The following is a 14552-nucleotide window of genomic DNA, read 5'->3' on the forward strand; positions in this document are numbered from 1 at the left end:
GACTCACCAGATGTTAAGAATATTTAACACCTCATGAGTCCCTTCACTTCCTCTTTTTCCTTCTTTATTCTCTCCCTATCATGGGAAAAGAAAAGCTAACAGAGAAAGAACACAACTTTTTAATGGACATTTTGGTTTTCTGCACGGGGCTCGGAATATTTGCTCTCATTTACTTCATATTTACATTCAATCTCTCTTCCGAGTCCATAGCTACTTTTGCTCAGAGGGAAAGACTCATCCTGTCAATTTTTGAAGAAGAAAGCAGATACCTTTTTCCCATACTCAAGGAATCTTTTAACAGAGTCAAAGAGGCACTGCTTCTCTCTTCAGAACTCAATAGAAATATCAAGCCAGATGTATCTTTTATCAGGCAGGTGTTAGATAACCCGGGATTAGTTTTGCTGTACCTTAAACCTTTATGGAACTACATGATAGCAAACTATCTACTGGCTCTTGCTCTTATTGCAGGAGTCTCTTTAAAACTGCTGAATCTTTCATGGATAATTCTGTTCCCACTGGCAATTCCTGGAGTCTTTTTTGTTTACTCCTTCTTTGTTAATACCGTTAGATTCATTTCGACATACCTTGATGTTCCAGAAATAAATCCTCTAAGGATTTTCAGAAATCCAACTTTAAGAAAGATTTTCCATCTTAACCTGATTCTCAGGTTTAACAACGTTCCAGCTTCTCTTTATCACCATAACAGGAAAGATGGACTTTATGGACATAGTAAAGCCGTTGCAGAGAAAACTGTTGAATTAATGTTAAACAGTGGAATTGAAGATAAAGAAAAACTTCTGAAAGGTTACCTTCTTGGACTTGCTCATGATCTTGGAAAGCTGAGATATACAAAGTGGATATGGAAAAAGGTTGACGGATCTCCAGCTCCAGATGCCATCTCTGGAAAAATGAAAACTACTGTTAAACAGGCTTTTCCTCTTCCTTTTGGAAAGATTCTCTGGCTTTCTTATGAAAAGCCTTTCTCCATCTCCTCGATAAGGTTTGGAATAAAAGACAAAATGTTTGCCTACGACTTCTGGAAGAAGCTGGACGTTCCGCAGGAAAGCAATAACAGGATAGTAAAGGCTTTTCTTGGCATAAAAGAAGAACCCGAAATAGCTGAATTCGTGAAAAAAGCAGATTCCATAGTAACTGGCGAGGAGATGAGACATCTCGGAAAGCTATATCAGGAGGAAATAAGAGAAGCCTTCTTTTCTGCTTTATCAGAAATCAGGTGGCACGGTAGGGAAGCTGAGAAATACGAAGGTTGGTTTAACGGCGACATAGCGGTTGTTCTCTCATGGGCACTTGCTGACAGAATAGACAAGGTCCTTAAAGAGAAAGGAATCGAAATAGTTGATAACTCTTACAGTTCAAAAATGAAAGTTCACTCTATGAACTATCTCATAGCTGAAGCTCTTGAGGGAATTCTCATTGAAGAATGGAACGGCATAAAGGCGGATGACTTAAAGCTTTTTGATGCAGTTATCGGTAAGGCGAGATTCAATGCTGTTTTTGTGTTTAGACCTGAAAATCTGGAACTGCCTGTAAGTCCAATGAGAATAAAACTTCTCCAGCGTTAAACCACATTAAAGGGAGGTGAAAAGTGAAGAAGCTACAGCAGAGCTGGGAGAGACTTAACCTGTTTATGCTGGTTGTCATGGCTATTGTCCTGGCAACGGCAAACTCTGCACTGGCAAGTAACGCAACAGGAGCGGAGTTCAACTCTTTATGGGACAAGCTTGTAGGGTATGTGGAAGGAGTTCCAGGAAAAATCTTTGCTCTTGGAATTCTGGTTGTTGGACTTTATAGATCCATTTTTGCCGGTGCAGGACCTCTTTTCTTCTTCGGTTCTTCTGCAGCTGCAGCTGCAATCTTCATCTTGCCTGACATTGCTAATAACGCAGGTGGAGCTCTCTTTTAATTCATCGGAGGAGCTTCGGCTCCTCCAGTTTAAGGAGTAACTATGGAAAGCAAAGTGCCTCGAACTGTTGACAGACAAATGCTTTTCCTCATGTGGGAAGTAGATGATATAGCATGGAGCATCATAGGCATGGTTATAACATTCGCTACAGGAAGTTATATTCCTCTCGTAATAGGCATTATAGCCTCAAATATCTATATCAAAGCAAAAGAAAGATACATGGAGAACTTTGTCATTCATTGGCTTTATAAAAAAGGCATTCTCTCTTCAAAAACAAAAAAGCTGGTTCCAGGATACATTCGGAGGTTCTACGAGTGAAAGCCAAGAAGTTTTTAAGTGAGTTTAAGAATACGAAAGCTACCAACAACTTTCTTAGATTCTTAATAGTTGCCCTTATAACAACAATTGTAGCTGAAGGCATAATCATGCTTAATCTGATGGATAAACAAAGAGTGATAGTAGTTCCCATAAATGTAGATAGAAAGTTCTCAATAACAGGAGACACAGCATCCCCGGAATATGTAGAAATGATGATACGCCAAACTATCTATCTCAAAGAAAACTTCACTCCTGAAACAGTCAGAGAAAACTTTAAAGCTTTTCTTTCTCTAATTGCGCCTCAATACTACAGGCAGGTAGAAAAAAAGTTAATGAACACAGCTAACGAGCTTATTAAGTATCAGATTTCTCAGGTCTTTTTCCCAAAGGAAGTTTTTGTCAAGGGAAATACTGCAACTGTAACTGGAATAAAGAAGATATACGCTGGAGAACATTTAGCAGAACAAAAACCTGTCAAAATAAAGATTTCTTTCAAGATAAATCAGGGAAAATTCGAGGTGCTGAAATATGAAGAAGTGGCTTATAACACTAATAGGTCTTCTAATAACGGCTGATTCCTATGCCCTGCAGGTTGTTGAAGGGTCTTCGGATTATCAGGTAGTAAATGTGTCTCTCAGGGACCTTAACAGAATCACCTGCAGTGGAGGAAAGCTGTCAAAGATTATCTACTCAAAAGAAAAAGGAATCATGATTCAGCAGGTAGGAAGCGATTTCTACGTAAAAGTGATTCCTGTTGAAGAAACAGATCCTTTTGGAAGAAAAAAAATAGTTTACAGGGCAAAGCCAACCGAAGTGTATGCTTACTGCTCTGGAAAGGTTTTCTCTCTTATCCTGAATCCAAAAGATATACCTGCTGAAACAGTTGTCCTCAAGATAAGAAAGACTGACAGGAAAGAAGCAGAATCCTTTGAAAAGGCTAATCCTTATGAAGAAACTCTTTTGAAGCTAATTAAATACGCCTACAAAGAGGACATCCCTCCCGGTTATACGGCAAAGGAAGTTAACAAAATAGTTAAGGATTATCAGAACCTTGAAGTAGCCCTTAAAAGAGTTTACATAGGAGATTCTTTTAAAGTTTACGAGTATATCCTTACAGCTAAATTGCCTGTTAACCTTACAGAAGCACAATTCTTGAAGCTGGTCAAAAGTCCATTAGCTATTTCCATAGTAAAGCCTTCCCTATCAAAAGGCGAAGTTACGAGACTTCTCATAGTTGCGAGGAACTGAAATGAGTGAGAAAAAAACTCCAAAGAATCCTCTGAAATTTGACGAACTGAAGAGAAAAAAACTTGTGTTCATTTTCATTCTTGCAGGCATAGGAATAATTGTTGCAATGGCGTATGGAATTCAAAAGTCAAGCAGAACCAAAATCAAAAAACCACCTCCTCCCAAAAAACAGGAAGTGGTAGAGACAGAGAACATTGACGTTATAAAGGAAACGTGGCTTGCAAAAGGTTCATCCGAAATTGACACTTTAAAAAAACAGGTTAAGGAACTTCAACAGCAGTTATTGGAAGCGAAGAAAGAGAGACAATCGCAAAACTTCCAGAATCAGCTTCAACAGTTGGAGCATTCTCAAAAGCAGTCCACTCAATCTGTTCCTGAAGAGAAGAAAGGTTCAGCTCCAAAAACTCAAAAATTACAGGCGAGTAGCAGTAGTTTCAATTACGGTTATCCACCGCCACCACCTCCTCCTCAAAACTATTCCAGACAGAATCAAAACAAAAAGGGAAACATAGGACCAAGACCTCTAACTGACGTTATAGCCGTTGTTGGAAAAGAGGAAGTTCAGGAAGTAGAAGAGAAGAAGGAAGAGCAGAAAAAACAGGAAACAAACACTATCGAAATTCCCGCAGGTTCTTTTGTAAAAGCGATTCTTCTTTCTGGACTCGATGCTCCAACCGGTGGTAAAGCTCAATCAATGCCTTATCCAGTTCTCCTGAGAGTAATTGATAAAAGCATTCTTCCAAACAAGTGGCAGGCAGACATAAAGGACTGCTTTATGATAGGTGAAGGAATCGGAGAGCTTTCATCGGAGAGAGTATTCATAAGAGTTCATACTCTTTCCTGTGTTACAGAGAGCGGAAAGACCTACCAGAAAAAGATAAAGGCTTATGTATCCGGGGAAGATGGAAAAGTAGGCTTAAAAGGTAGAGTTGTCAGTAAACAGGGAGCTTTACTTGCAAGGACTTTAGTGGCTGGATTCCTTGAAGGAATGGCTAAAGCCTTTGCTCAGCAAAATACAGTCGTTTCCGTGTCTCCTTTAGGACAGACCCAAACCATAGATACTTCAAAAGCAACTCAGATTGCAGCAGTTCAGGGTTTATCAGGTGCTACCAAAAAGCTCGCCGATTTCTACATGAAGCTGGTGGATCAAACCTTTCCTGTTATAGAAGTTAATGCTGGCAGAAAAGTTGACGTTGTATTTCTGTCAGAAGTCAAATTCGGAGAAGGGAAATGAAAAAGATCCTGCTGTTAATTCTTATAACAGTAGTCACTTCAAGCTGCTCTTTTACGAAGATTTTGCTTCCCTACGAGGAACAACCTTTATGTGCTAAAGGTGTTGGGAAAGGATATTGCGGAAGTGTAAGTGATGTTTACAAAGAATCCTTAAAAGAGGAGGTCAAGAGTGAACGATGAAGTAAAAGTTTTCCTTTTCAAGCGAGTGGTAGGACATCTTGAGGAAGCTTACAAGAACTTCCTGAGCCTTGAGCCACTTCTTAACTCTGAAGAAATGGAAAAATTGGATTTCTGGAACAGGGCGAAAAAGATCCATTCCGTAAAGAAAGAAATGAAAGACGTTGTTATGGAGATGTATCCTGATGGGAACAGTCTCTGAATGGAAAGAAAAAGACCAGGGATTTTCTCCCTGGTTCTACCTGTTCATAGTCGTCAGCTTTACAGTTTTCTTTCCACAATCAGCTCCAGAGCTTTTAACGGGAAAACCGTTGATTTATTTCTTAGTTATCCTTTTAAGTGGCACGGCACTTATCCTTCTCTTCAGGAAAATTATTCCAGACAAAACTTTTCAAACTTTAGCTCTTGCTTATTTCCTTTGTGTTCTGAAAGATTTTTTTCTTTCGGATGAGATCGTGTTAGGTACCGTGTTAACAATTCCTGGAATAGCTTTTGTGTGGAATGCTAAACGTATCATTCCTACTTTTTCCAGCTTTACAAACAGCATAGATGAAAGGGACTTTGAAGGAAAGGCTTTAAAGAAGTTCTTTATCCCTCTTCTGTTTTCAGCCGTGCTTTACCAGTTTCTTCTTCCCTTTGGACCAGCAGGACAGTTAAAAACTGAAATCTTACTATCCGAGGAGCAGTTTGTTACGGAAGAAGATGGGAGCTCCAGATTACAGATAGATGAACTCATAAAAGAAATTCAGAAAGATAAACAGGTTAAAAGGAATGTTATTGAAAAGGATAATTAAGGTTATTGGGATTCTGAGGTTATTCAATTTTTAAAGTTATTCAGGATTTAAAGGTTTAAGGGAAAGGTTTGAAAGACAAGGTTTAAAAAGGATTTCAGGTTTTAAGGAAGGTTTGAGGGAAGGTTGGTTTTAGTAGTTATTGAAAATGAGTTATCTGAGATTCTATCATTAAGGAGGTTTTAAGGATGAAAAAGCATCTAATGTTAGCAGTTGCTGGACTATTGTTTGGATTACATGGAGCAAAGGCAGAATGCAATGATGAACTTGTAAAGGCTTGCAGTAGTGGAACACATGAGAAAATGTGTAAAGAGCAAGAAAACCTTTACTATCTTTATTTACTATCAGAACTTAGCTCCGCCGATACAGCTAAAACCTTTGTAGAATGGCTAATTAACCACAATGTAGATATATGCCAGAAGAACCTTGACCAAATATCTTCTTTATTTCTCAAAGCAACAAGAGACAAAGAATTTATAAGAACTCTCATGCTGAGACTTGATCCACAAACTTCAGCAGAGAAGGCAGAAAAGATAGCTACAAAACTTTCAGGATAAGGAGAATTTATAAACGGGGGTAATTATGAAAGAATCGTTTCCTAATGTGCCAGAAAAGTCCAAAAAACTGCTTATAGCTGGAGTAACAGCCGTTTTTCTCATTTCAACTATCGGTATTATTTCGCCATTTAAAACGATCGAATCAGGAAATGTCGGAGTTAAGGTTACGCTGGGAAAGTATGACAATGAGGAACTTCAACCTGGCTTACACTTTAAACTTCCAGTGATCCAGCAAATAAAAGAAGTTGATGTTAAAGTGCATGCCATCAACTACAAGGGAAATAGGGACCTTAAAGACAAACAGGGAGTAATAAATAAACCTGCTATTACAGTTCTTGACCAGAGAGGACTCCCAATAGAAGTAGAGCTCACCGTTCAGTATAGACTCCTTCCTGATGAGGTTTCCGAAACATTGCAGGAATGGGGAGAGAATTGGGAAGAAAAGCTCGTTAACCCGATCTGTAGGGAAGTAGTTAGGGACGTAATTGGAGATTATCCCGCAGAGGTAATTCCTACCAAAAGACCTGAGATTGCTAAAAAGATAGAAGAAGGAATCAGAAGAGAGATAACCGAACAGTCCAAAAAAGCTGTTCAGGTTGTAGGAGTTCAGCTCAGGAACATTCTTTTACCTTCAGAGATTCAGGACAGGATTAAAGCTGTTCAGATAGCAAAGCAGGAAGCTGAAAGAATGAAATACGTAGAGGAACAGGCAAAACGAGAGCAGGAAGTTAAGAAGATTAAAGCTGAAACTGAAAAGATTGAAAAAGTAATCAAAGCTCAAGCTGAAGCTGAAAGGAAGGTTATCCAGGCTAAAGCGGAAGCCGAAGCCAGATTAAAGAAGGCAGAAGCTGAAGCTAAAGCCAATGAAATGCTTTCAAAGTCTATTACTCCAAAAGTTCTAAAATGGAGAGAACTTGACGTTCAGGAAAAGATAGCTGAAAGCTTGAAAGAAAATCCGAATGTAAAGCTCTTTCTTAATGTTCCTCAATCATCAAATTTTCACATGTGGTTAAATCAGGAAAAGTAAGGGATAAAGTAAGGGATATAGAGGTTACTGCCATGTGGTACTTGAAGAAAGCCGAAGATAATTTACTTCTCTTTGTAGAAGGAATAACAGATATTGATGACTTTTCTTTCTGGATTGATCCCTTCAAATATAAGGGAAAGCTGGAAATAGAAAAAAAGAAACTTGACTGCTTTTCTTTAAACCTGAAGAAAGACAAAACAGATGCTGTCCTTGGCTTCTGTAATCTCTTGCATGTTTACGGACATATGCTTCCCAAAGTAGTAACTTACACAGAAACTGGAGAGAGACTGGAACTGAAATCCGAAAATGAACTTAAAGACTATATCTTTGAAGTTTCGGGAATCAGATTCAGAAAAAAATAGAGAGGTAAAGTTGAACATTGCAGATAAACAGTTTACCTGTAGATGGAAGGATACGGATTCTCTGGTAGTAACTCTTATCGGTTATGGAAATCCTTTAAGTATTGAACTTGTAGGAGACGAAGCCTTTAAGTTTCTTTCAGCTCTGGAGCTGGGATTCTTTGGAGTGTTGAAGAAGAATCCAAGTAGCGATAGAAGGGAAAGTCTGAATAAGGTTACATGTCAGGGAACTAATGGATATGTGGTAATTTTTAATGAACTCAGAAATGCAGTTCCCAATGTTGCGGTGAGGCTTGGAAATGAGCAGAGAAGGGAGATTATCTACCTTCCGAGAGAGTATGCGAAAGCTCTGGAGAAAAGGCTTTCTCTGGAGTATCTTCTTCATAGAATTGGCACATCTAATGCCGGGAGAGAAGATTGAAAAAAAGAAGTCCTTATGATTCTATTTATGATTACGAAATCTTTGTCAGGATGGATAAATTCTTAAAGGAAATGTTTTCATCAGCGGGTGAACTTGAAAACTTTAGAAAAATTGCTCCAGATAAATACGAAGCATGTTTTCAATATGCCCCGTATGGAGAATGTTATGGAATATTAAGTGGAAAAGTGAAAGCAAGAGTGAAGAGAGGAAATGTCGAATTTCAACTTTTACGTGACGAGGACGGGGAAATGGCACTTCTGGGGGAGATACGTTCTCTTTATTGTGAATGATTCATTCCAAGATTTTAGGAATGAGGATTGAGGGATGAGCAAAAGGAGAAAAGTATCTATCTTCCAAATTATCCTCTTCACAGCCCTGGCAGTCCAAGCTAATGCTCAGGACTTAGAGGCTTGTTTTCTGCATGCAGGAGCTTATTACGGAGTTTCTCCTTTGATTTTGAAAGCTATTGCAGAAGTAGAATCTGGAATGAATCCAAAGGCGATAAATCATAATCGTAATGGCACAAAGGATTTGGGAATTATGCAGATTAATACTATCTGGTTGAAAGAGCTAAAAAAATACGGGATAAGAGAAAAGGAACTGCTGGAAGATCCGTGCTTGAATATTCATATTGGAGCTTGGATTTTGAATAGATGTATAGCGAAATATGGATATAACTGGAAAGCTGTTGGATGTTATCATTCTTGCACTCCAGAGCTTAATAAAAGCTATTCTCATAAAGTTTACAGTGTGTTAAGTAGATGGTGGCGAAGATAATAGACCATTGGAGAAAAGTTAACGAGGAACTTCTCCTGTAAAAGCTCCTACTCGCTACAAAACTCAGATTTCCTTCGTGAACTACTCCGCCCTTACGGACGGAGCTTCTGGTAGGGATGGACTCCCACCCAGAAGACCCGCTTGGGATTCCTGCTTCAGCGAGGGATAGCTAATCCCCTCTTTTGAGGAGACCCCGCCAGTGCCCTCTCCACAGGCGTAAGTTCGGGTCGCTCCGACCCTACCACCCGTAAGGTGGGTGAGCCCTTCTTCCAGTATGTTTACACTTGCGTTGTAGTCTCTATCAAGCTCTACTCCACAAATAGGACATTTGTGTATCCTGTCTGCTAAGGTCTTCGGAACTTTGTGTCCACATACACTACACTTTTGACTCGTGTATGCAGGATTCACTCTTACTACCCTTGCCCCTGCCATTACAGCTTTATAGGTAGCAAAGGCAATAAGAGTTCCCCATCCTGCATCAAGTATCAGTTTTGCTAATCTGTTATCCTCTACAAGTGCAGGTATGTCAAGGTCTTCAAAGGTTATCAAGTCATAGTTGTCAACAAGGTATCTTGATAGCTTGTGAAGGAAGTCCTTCCTTGCGTTCTTTATCTTTTCGTGAACCTTAGCTACTCTCTTTCTCTGCTTCTCAAAGTTTGAGCTTCCTTTCTCTTTTCTGGAGAGTTTCTTCTGCTGTCGTTTTAGTCTTTTTTCAAGTTTCTGTAAAAACTTAGGATGCTCTATGAATTCTTTTTCACTCGTTACCGCAAGATGTTTTACGCCTAAGTCTATTCCTATTGCTTTTTCTCTTTCCCTCACTCTTTCTTCAGCTTCTTTGAGTATCTGGTCAAGGTCAACTTCTACGCTCACGCATACATACCAGCTTCCCGATGGTTCCTTCTTTATCGTTACTGTTTTTGCTTTCGTCCAGTCTATTTCTCTATGGAGTCTTATTTTGAGCTTACCTATTTTAGGTAAGTGGAGATATGCAAATCGGTTGTTTTTCTTTTCCAATTTGATTATAGGAACTATTTCCCCTTTCTGTTTCATCCAGACTTGTGGAAATGTGAGGGACTTGTATTTCGCTGTCGGTTTCTTTTTGGGATATCCTACCTTAACCTTTTCTCCTTTTTTCTTTCTCTTTATGTCCTGAAAAAACTTCTGAAATGCTTTATCTACTCTCCTGAGTGTATCCTGGAGAACCTGAGAGTGGACAAGTTTTAGTATCGGTTCTTTTTTCTTGAGCTTAGGTAGATTGTTTTGCTGTTCCGAATACTTTACAGTCCTCTGTTCTTCCTTCCAGACTCTTTTTCTTTCTTCAAGTGCATGGTTGTAGAGCCAGCATAAAGCAAAAAGCCAGTTTTCCAGTTTGTATTCCTGTAACGCTGTAGGATAAGCTCTGAACTTATAAGTAAGCAAAAACTTATCTTCTTCCTTGACTCTGGACATATCTCTTTACGTCCTCCAGTTTGACCTGTCCAGTTGTCGCTATGAAGTAGGATGGAGACCAAAACTTCCCACCCCACAACTCTCTTTTCATAACTTCTGGAAACTCTCTCCTAAGTTTCCTTGAGGTTACTGATTTGAGCGAGTTCACAAATCTTGAAAGCATAATCGTAGGTCTTGCGGAAAACAAAATGTGAATGTGGTCTTTATCTGTCTCCTGTTCTATTATCTCAATACCAAAGTGTTCTGCTACTTCCACAACTATCTCTTTTAGCCTATCCGCAAGTTTTCCTACAAGAACTTTTTTCCTATACTTTACCACTAATACAAGGTGGAACTGAAGTGAATATACAGAATGACATCCCTTGTCCAGCTTGTATTCCATGCTTTTATTCTATAGTCAGAACCGACGCTTGTCAACAACGCCTTGCGGCGTCGCTCTGTATCCCCTCCCTTACGGAAGGGGACTTAGAGCGTATTTTTAGTTAAACCTTAGCCATCTCAAGTTGGTTTCTGAGGACGTACATTCTCTTTTCTATAGCTTTCGTGTAGTATTCTTGCATCTTAAAAGGGTTTAAAAGCCCAATAATCGGATTGTTCTCTTCTCCTTCAAAATGTAACTCTTCTATAGCTCTGGTTACCGCTACATAGACAAGGTTTATTTCATCAGAGATAAATTTTACTTCTCCATTCCGATTTCTAATGTTTTGTATGAGTTCGGTAAGAAGTTTATCCCCTCCTCTTTTAAGAATGGATAGTTCCTTTCTAATCCTGTCTTTTTTTATCAGTAAGTTCTCTTTCTCTACAAGAAAACGAACATAATCAAAAATAAGATCAGTTACCGAGGGGAAATCATCAGCAATGATTACTCTTCCAAATTCAAGTCCTTTTGATGTATGTGCAGTAAGATAAAAATCTCCCTCATTTTTTCTCTGTCTTTTTAATAGCTCCTCATAGAGTGTCTGAACATCTATGTCTTCAACAGCTTCTATTGCCCTCAATAAATCGCTATCTACTTCATAAAGAAGATACTTAAAGTAGGAGAAACTTCCCGCTCTTCTGATAAGGTTTTTAAGATAATATGGAACTCCATCAAGTAGTTCCCATTTCCTTGTATCAAAAAACTTTACTATTCTGTCCGCAACAAATAACTCTCCAAATAGTTCTCTTAATGGTCTTACTGTTCTAAAAACACAGTCCTTCTCAGCAAGATTGAGTATAAGTTCAAGATTCGTTCTAAAAATCCATGCTGTTGTGTCTAACCTCTTTTTTGAAGAGGCAACCACAAGTTTTTTTTCTTCCCCTTTCCAGAGACCAAGCAATCTGTTAGCCAGAACGGCAGGCAGATCCGTTCTGAATCTGAATGAATGTGTCAGATACTCAGTCGGAAAATTAAATCTTTCCATAGAATTTACAGCTCCTCTCCAGCCGTAGATAGACTGATGCCTGTCTCCAACGAGAATAAACTGTTTAGGGTTTATCTTCTCTATAATCTTTACCTGAACAGGATTTACGTCTTGAGCTTCATCAAGGAGAACACAATCATACCACTGATAGGATTCTTCATCCACAAGCTCAGAAAAATACTTCAGGTAAAAACCATGAGTGAAGGGAATTTTTCCTTCCACCATTAGTTTGTAAATGGTAGAAACAAATTCTGCAACTTCAGAAAAAAGGTGTTTCCCATTGGCAAATGAACGGAATCTCTTGAGAAGTTCTCTGTTTTCTGCAACTATCTTTGATAGAGAAATCTCATTCAGTTCAGAAATTGAAACTGAACTGTTACAGAAAGCTTCAAAGGAATCAAGGACGAGCCTCAAAAAAGCATAGTCTTCTGCTTCTAAACCGAATGTATCGACAAGAAAGGACAGAAGGGTTCTTTTATCTGAAACAAGATTGCCCTTTAACAAGTCGTATCTTTTGAGATACTTAAAAGCAAGAGAGTGAATTGTAGTAGCATACACATTTCTTCCCAGGGAGTGTCCATAGAACTGTGTAAATTCTATCATGCCTCTAATCTCTCCTCGAAAATTATTGACAGCTGCCCGTAAATAATACCCCAATCCTTGATAACACTTCTGTTCCATTTTTTCTCAAGCTCCAGAGCAGCTAAATAAAGGCTCTTAAGAACAGACATATCACTCGGAAATACCCTCTTTCCATCTGTTACCTTCCTGAACTTACTATTAACACTTTCTATGATGTTCGTCGTGTACATAAGTTTCCTGAGTTCAAGCGGATACTTAAAGTAAGCCATAAGCTCTTCCCAGTTGGTTCTCCAGCTTTTTATTACGTGAGGATACTTGTTCCCCCATTTCTCTTCAAACTCGTCCATCCTAAGTTCCGCTTCCTCAAGTGTAGCTGCTCCATAAACTTTCTTGAGATCTGATGACAATTCTTTTTTGTCTTTCCACGATACATATCTTAATGAATTCCTTATCTGGTGAACTACACATTTTTGTATTTCTGCTTGAGGATATACTCCTTTTATGGCTTTCCCTATTCCTGACAGATTATCCACGCTAAATATCAAAACGTCTTTGACTCCTCTACTCTTTAGGTCATTTAGTACCTTGAACCAGAAGCTGGCACTTTCGCTCTCATTTATCCAAAAACCAAGGAGTTCTTTTCGTCCTTCTTTATTTACCCCTATGACCACGTAAACTGCTTTATCTATTACCTTGCCATCTTGTCGTACTTTGTAAAAGATGCAGTCTATGTAGAGGACAACGTAAATTCTTTCAAGTGGTCTTGACTGCCACTCTTCTATTCTCGGAGTTAGTCTGTCGGTAATCTTTGAAATCAAAGAAGGACTTATGTCCATTCCATACATGTCGGAGAGTAATTCCTGAATGTCTCTTACTGTCATTCCCTTTGAATATAGGGCTATTATCTTGTTCTCCAGGTCTTCAAGGACTGTCTGGCGTTTTTTGACTATTTTGGGTTCAAAATCTCCCTTTCTATCTCTTGGAGTTTCAATCTCTACTTCTCCAGCTGCGGTTTTAACAGTCTTGGAGATATAGCCGTTTCTGGAGTTGTTAGAATTAGTACGCTCATACTTTGAATAGCCAAGGAACTCTTCAAGCTCTGCTTCTAATGCTTCTTTTAATGTTTGTTGGATGAGCTTCCTAAGATCATCCTTAATGAGTTCTGGATCATATTTCTGTTTCATGTGTCCACCCTCCTTTAGGTTTAATTTTTACACACTTGGGTGGACACTCCCTTCTTCCCATTCTACCCTGCAGTTCTTCTGCAACAGCTCTATTGAATGCCAGAACAAGAAAGCGTTTAAAAGGATATGCTTTTGTTACCAACTCCAGAGTGGTAGTTTTTCCAGTTCCAGCAAAAGCTTCAATTTTGAGATACCTTTCTTCTCCTATTCTTCTGATAACCCTTTTTTGTTCTTCTGTTGGTTTTAATTCTTTCATAATTAGCCTCTAAGCAAATGTTTAAATCTGCTTCTCCAGTGCCTTAACAGCTTCCTCAACGGCAGTTCTTTCAGGACTTCCCTTTGGTAAATTGGCTGCTACTTCTTTTAATTTATTAATCTGTTTGAGGATTTCTTGCTTACGTTTTTCCTCTTCTAAGGACTTCAGTTTAGACTGCAATTCTTCTATCTTAGCTTTCAGAGATTCATTTTCCTTTTTACAGGTTTCAAGGTCTTTTTCCAGAACTTTGGTAAGCTTTTCACAATTTACAAATTTTTCCCAATTAGCAGAATTATCCTTTTCCAGTTCAATTACTCTTTCTATAAGAGCTTCATACTTTTCAAACGGCACTCCCTCGTAGGTTACCCTCTGTCCTACAACTTCTCCTCTACCAAGAAGTTCCTCTACGAAGTAAGAAAAGAATCTGAGCAATTCGTCATCTTCTTCTATCCTGATTGCCTTACCTACCTCCTGATCCTCTACAATAGACAGCTCGTATTTCTCAGGTAAAAGCTTCTTTGCATCGTTGTAAGGTTTATGAGGCTTGATACCGTATCTCTGTAGTTTAGCAAGCACTGATAAAGGAATCAGACACTCCATTAGAACCTCCTGAATTTAAAATTTGGCTGTTAGTCTAATTTTATATCTCTTGTTTTTATTCTTCAACTACAAAGATACATCTAACATTATTCCTTTATTTCCAACAAATAATTTATATCAGTTTTATAGTAGCTACAAAACATTTACAGAGAAAACTGACTTGACAACCCCCTCATTTCACCGTAAAATAGGGGTGTAGATAATGAATCTTATCTACACTTTTATTAACTAAAAAGTCTGAGGAGA

General features: G+C 38.7%; 21 protein-coding genes. 15 read left to right on the forward strand and 6 right to left on the reverse strand.

All coding sequences use genetic code 11. From position 1 onward, the window contains the following. The first annotated feature begins 122 nt into the window (after positions 1-122). The 15 genes from ACYQ3A_RS01135 (at position 123) to ACYQ3A_RS01205 (ending at position 8832) form a co-directional block, all read left to right on the forward strand. The gene (locus tag ACYQ3A_RS01135; protein WP_459894780.1) at positions 123-1583 is read left to right on the forward strand and encodes a hypothetical protein; all 1461 of its coding nucleotides are present in this window, start codon (positions 123-125) and stop codon (positions 1581-1583) included. A 23-nt stretch (positions 1584-1606) separates the two neighbouring features. After that, the gene (locus tag ACYQ3A_RS01140) at positions 1607-1924 is read left to right on the forward strand and encodes a hypothetical protein (protein WP_459894782.1); all 318 of its coding nucleotides are present in this window, start codon (positions 1607-1609) and stop codon (positions 1922-1924) included. A gap of 42 nt (positions 1925-1966) precedes the next feature. Beyond that, positions 1967-2242 (forward strand): type IV conjugative transfer system protein TraL, encoded by a 276-nt coding sequence (gene traL, locus ACYQ3A_RS01145; RefSeq protein WP_459894785.1) that lies wholly within the window; start codon positions 1967-1969, stop codon positions 2240-2242. After that, positions 2239-2817 (forward strand): TraE/TraK family type IV conjugative transfer system protein, encoded by a 579-nt coding sequence (locus tag ACYQ3A_RS01150; protein ID WP_459894788.1) that lies wholly within the window; start codon positions 2239-2241, stop codon positions 2815-2817. Before traL ends, ACYQ3A_RS01150 begins: the two co-directional genes overlap by 4 nt. Next, positions 2771-3490: a type-F conjugative transfer system secretin TraK gene (locus tag ACYQ3A_RS01155; protein ID WP_459894791.1), complete on the forward strand. Its 720-nt coding sequence runs from the start codon at positions 2771-2773 to the stop codon at positions 3488-3490. The genes ACYQ3A_RS01150 and ACYQ3A_RS01155 overlap by 47 nt, the downstream gene beginning before the upstream one ends. Position 3491: 1 nt before the next feature. After that, positions 3492-4724: a TraB/VirB10 family protein gene (locus tag ACYQ3A_RS01160; RefSeq protein WP_459894794.1), complete on the forward strand. Its 1233-nt coding sequence runs from the start codon at positions 3492-3494 to the stop codon at positions 4722-4724. Beyond that, complete coding sequence (locus ACYQ3A_RS01165) at positions 4721-4903, forward strand: hypothetical protein (protein ID WP_459894797.1); 183 nt, start codon at positions 4721-4723, stop codon at positions 4901-4903. The genes ACYQ3A_RS01160 and ACYQ3A_RS01165 overlap by 4 nt, the downstream gene beginning before the upstream one ends. Beyond that, complete coding sequence (locus tag ACYQ3A_RS01170) at positions 4893-5102, forward strand: hypothetical protein (protein ID WP_459894800.1); 210 nt, start codon at positions 4893-4895, stop codon at positions 5100-5102. Before ACYQ3A_RS01165 ends, ACYQ3A_RS01170 begins: the two co-directional genes overlap by 11 nt. Next, entirely contained in the window at positions 5086-5694 is a 609-nt protein-coding gene (locus ACYQ3A_RS01175; RefSeq protein WP_459894803.1) for a hypothetical protein, read from the forward strand. The genes ACYQ3A_RS01170 and ACYQ3A_RS01175 overlap by 17 nt, the downstream gene beginning before the upstream one ends. A 185-nt stretch (positions 5695-5879) precedes the next feature. Further along, entirely contained in the window at positions 5880-6248 is a 369-nt protein-coding gene (locus tag ACYQ3A_RS01180) for a hypothetical protein (protein ID WP_459894805.1), read from the forward strand. A 25-nt stretch (positions 6249-6273) separates the two neighbouring features. After that, complete coding sequence (locus ACYQ3A_RS01185; RefSeq protein ID WP_459894807.1) at positions 6274-7275, forward strand: prohibitin family protein; 1002 nt, start codon at positions 6274-6276, stop codon at positions 7273-7275. Between the two features lie 32 nt (positions 7276-7307). Continuing rightward, the gene (locus tag ACYQ3A_RS01190; protein WP_459894810.1) at positions 7308-7637 is read left to right on the forward strand and encodes a hypothetical protein; all 330 of its coding nucleotides are present in this window, start codon (positions 7308-7310) and stop codon (positions 7635-7637) included. Between the two features lie 10 nt (positions 7638-7647). Beyond that, positions 7648-8055 (forward strand): hypothetical protein, encoded by a 408-nt coding sequence (locus tag ACYQ3A_RS01195; protein WP_459894813.1) that lies wholly within the window; start codon positions 7648-7650, stop codon positions 8053-8055. Continuing rightward, positions 8052-8345 (forward strand): hypothetical protein, encoded by a 294-nt coding sequence (locus tag ACYQ3A_RS01200; RefSeq protein WP_459894816.1) that lies wholly within the window; start codon positions 8052-8054, stop codon positions 8343-8345. Before ACYQ3A_RS01195 ends, ACYQ3A_RS01200 begins: the two co-directional genes overlap by 4 nt. Positions 8346-8379: 34 nt before the next feature. Next, the gene (locus tag ACYQ3A_RS01205) at positions 8380-8832 is read left to right on the forward strand and encodes a lytic transglycosylase domain-containing protein (protein WP_459894819.1); all 453 of its coding nucleotides are present in this window, start codon (positions 8380-8382) and stop codon (positions 8830-8832) included. Positions 8833-8913: 81 nt separating this feature from the next. Here the strand turns inward: ACYQ3A_RS01205 and ACYQ3A_RS01210 are convergent, their stop codons facing one another. From ACYQ3A_RS01210 to ACYQ3A_RS01235, 6 genes are all read right to left on the reverse strand, one after another. Further along, entirely contained in the window at positions 8914-10281 is a 1368-nt protein-coding gene (locus tag ACYQ3A_RS01210; protein WP_459894822.1) for an RNA-guided endonuclease InsQ/TnpB family protein, read from the reverse strand. Then, positions 10256-10663: an IS200/IS605 family transposase gene (gene tnpA / locus ACYQ3A_RS01215; RefSeq protein ID WP_459894824.1), complete on the reverse strand. Its 408-nt coding sequence runs from the start codon at positions 10661-10663 to the stop codon at positions 10256-10258. The genes ACYQ3A_RS01210 and tnpA overlap by 26 nt, the downstream gene beginning before the upstream one ends. Before the next feature lie 100 nt (positions 10664-10763). Further along, on the reverse strand, positions 10764-12287 hold the full coding sequence (locus ACYQ3A_RS01220; RefSeq protein WP_459894826.1) for a UvrD-helicase domain-containing protein: 1524 nt from the start codon (positions 12285-12287) through the stop codon (positions 10764-10766). Next, positions 12284-13450: an IS256 family transposase gene (locus ACYQ3A_RS01225; protein ID WP_459894829.1), complete on the reverse strand. Its 1167-nt coding sequence runs from the start codon at positions 13448-13450 to the stop codon at positions 12284-12286. Before ACYQ3A_RS01225 ends, ACYQ3A_RS01220 begins: the two co-directional genes overlap by 4 nt. Further along, a complete protein-coding gene (locus tag ACYQ3A_RS01230; protein ID WP_459894831.1) occupies positions 13434-13706 on the reverse strand; it encodes an AAA family ATPase in 273 nt (90 codons plus the stop codon). Before ACYQ3A_RS01230 ends, ACYQ3A_RS01225 begins: the two co-directional genes overlap by 17 nt. 21 nt (positions 13707-13727) lie before the next feature. Further along, positions 13728-14306 (reverse strand): hypothetical protein, encoded by a 579-nt coding sequence (locus tag ACYQ3A_RS01235; RefSeq protein WP_459894834.1) that lies wholly within the window; start codon positions 14304-14306, stop codon positions 13728-13730. Between the last annotated feature and the right edge of the window lie 246 nt (positions 14307-14552).

Source organism: Desulfurobacterium crinifex, assembly GCF_054656775.1.

Bases quoted from the DNA above. Each gene is read 5' to 3' on its own strand.
- ACYQ3A_RS01135 (WP_459894780.1), top strand. From the start codon at position 123: ATGGACATTTTGGTTTTCTGCACGGGGCTCGGAATATTTGCTCTCATT.
- traL (WP_459894785.1), top strand. From the start codon at position 1,967: ATGGAAAGCAAAGTGCCTCGAACTGTTGACAGACAAATGCTTTTCCTC.
- ACYQ3A_RS01155 (WP_459894791.1), top strand. From the start codon at position 2,771: ATGAAGAAGTGGCTTATAACACTAATAGGTCTTCTAATAACGGCTGAT.
- ACYQ3A_RS01160 (WP_459894794.1), top strand. From the start codon at position 3,492: ATGAGTGAGAAAAAAACTCCAAAGAATCCTCTGAAATTTGACGAACTG.
- ACYQ3A_RS01165 (WP_459894797.1), top strand. From the start codon at position 4,721: ATGAAAAAGATCCTGCTGTTAATTCTTATAACAGTAGTCACTTCAAGC.
- ACYQ3A_RS01175 (WP_459894803.1), top strand. From the start codon at position 5,086: ATGGGAACAGTCTCTGAATGGAAAGAAAAAGACCAGGGATTTTCTCCC.
- ACYQ3A_RS01180 (WP_459894805.1), top strand. From the start codon at position 5,880: ATGAAAAAGCATCTAATGTTAGCAGTTGCTGGACTATTGTTTGGATTA.
- ACYQ3A_RS01185 (WP_459894807.1), top strand. From the start codon at position 6,274: ATGAAAGAATCGTTTCCTAATGTGCCAGAAAAGTCCAAAAAACTGCTT.
- ACYQ3A_RS01190 (WP_459894810.1), top strand. From the start codon at position 7,308: ATGTGGTACTTGAAGAAAGCCGAAGATAATTTACTTCTCTTTGTAGAA.
- ACYQ3A_RS01205 (WP_459894819.1), top strand. From the start codon at position 8,380: ATGAGCAAAAGGAGAAAAGTATCTATCTTCCAAATTATCCTCTTCACA.
- ACYQ3A_RS01210 (WP_459894822.1), bottom strand. From the start codon at position 10,281: ATGTCCAGAGTCAAGGAAGAAGATAAGTTTTTGCTTACTTATAAGTTC.
- tnpA (WP_459894824.1), bottom strand. From the start codon at position 10,663: ATGGAATACAAGCTGGACAAGGGATGTCATTCTGTATATTCACTTCAG.
- ACYQ3A_RS01220 (WP_459894826.1), bottom strand. From the start codon at position 12,287: ATGATAGAATTTACACAGTTCTATGGACACTCCCTGGGAAGAAATGTG.
- ACYQ3A_RS01225 (WP_459894829.1), bottom strand. From the start codon at position 13,450: ATGAAACAGAAATATGATCCAGAACTCATTAAGGATGATCTTAGGAAG.
- ACYQ3A_RS01230 (WP_459894831.1), bottom strand. From the start codon at position 13,706: ATGAAAGAATTAAAACCAACAGAAGAACAAAAAAGGGTTATCAGAAGA.
- ACYQ3A_RS01235 (WP_459894834.1), bottom strand. From the start codon at position 14,306: ATGGAGTGTCTGATTCCTTTATCAGTGCTTGCTAAACTACAGAGATAC.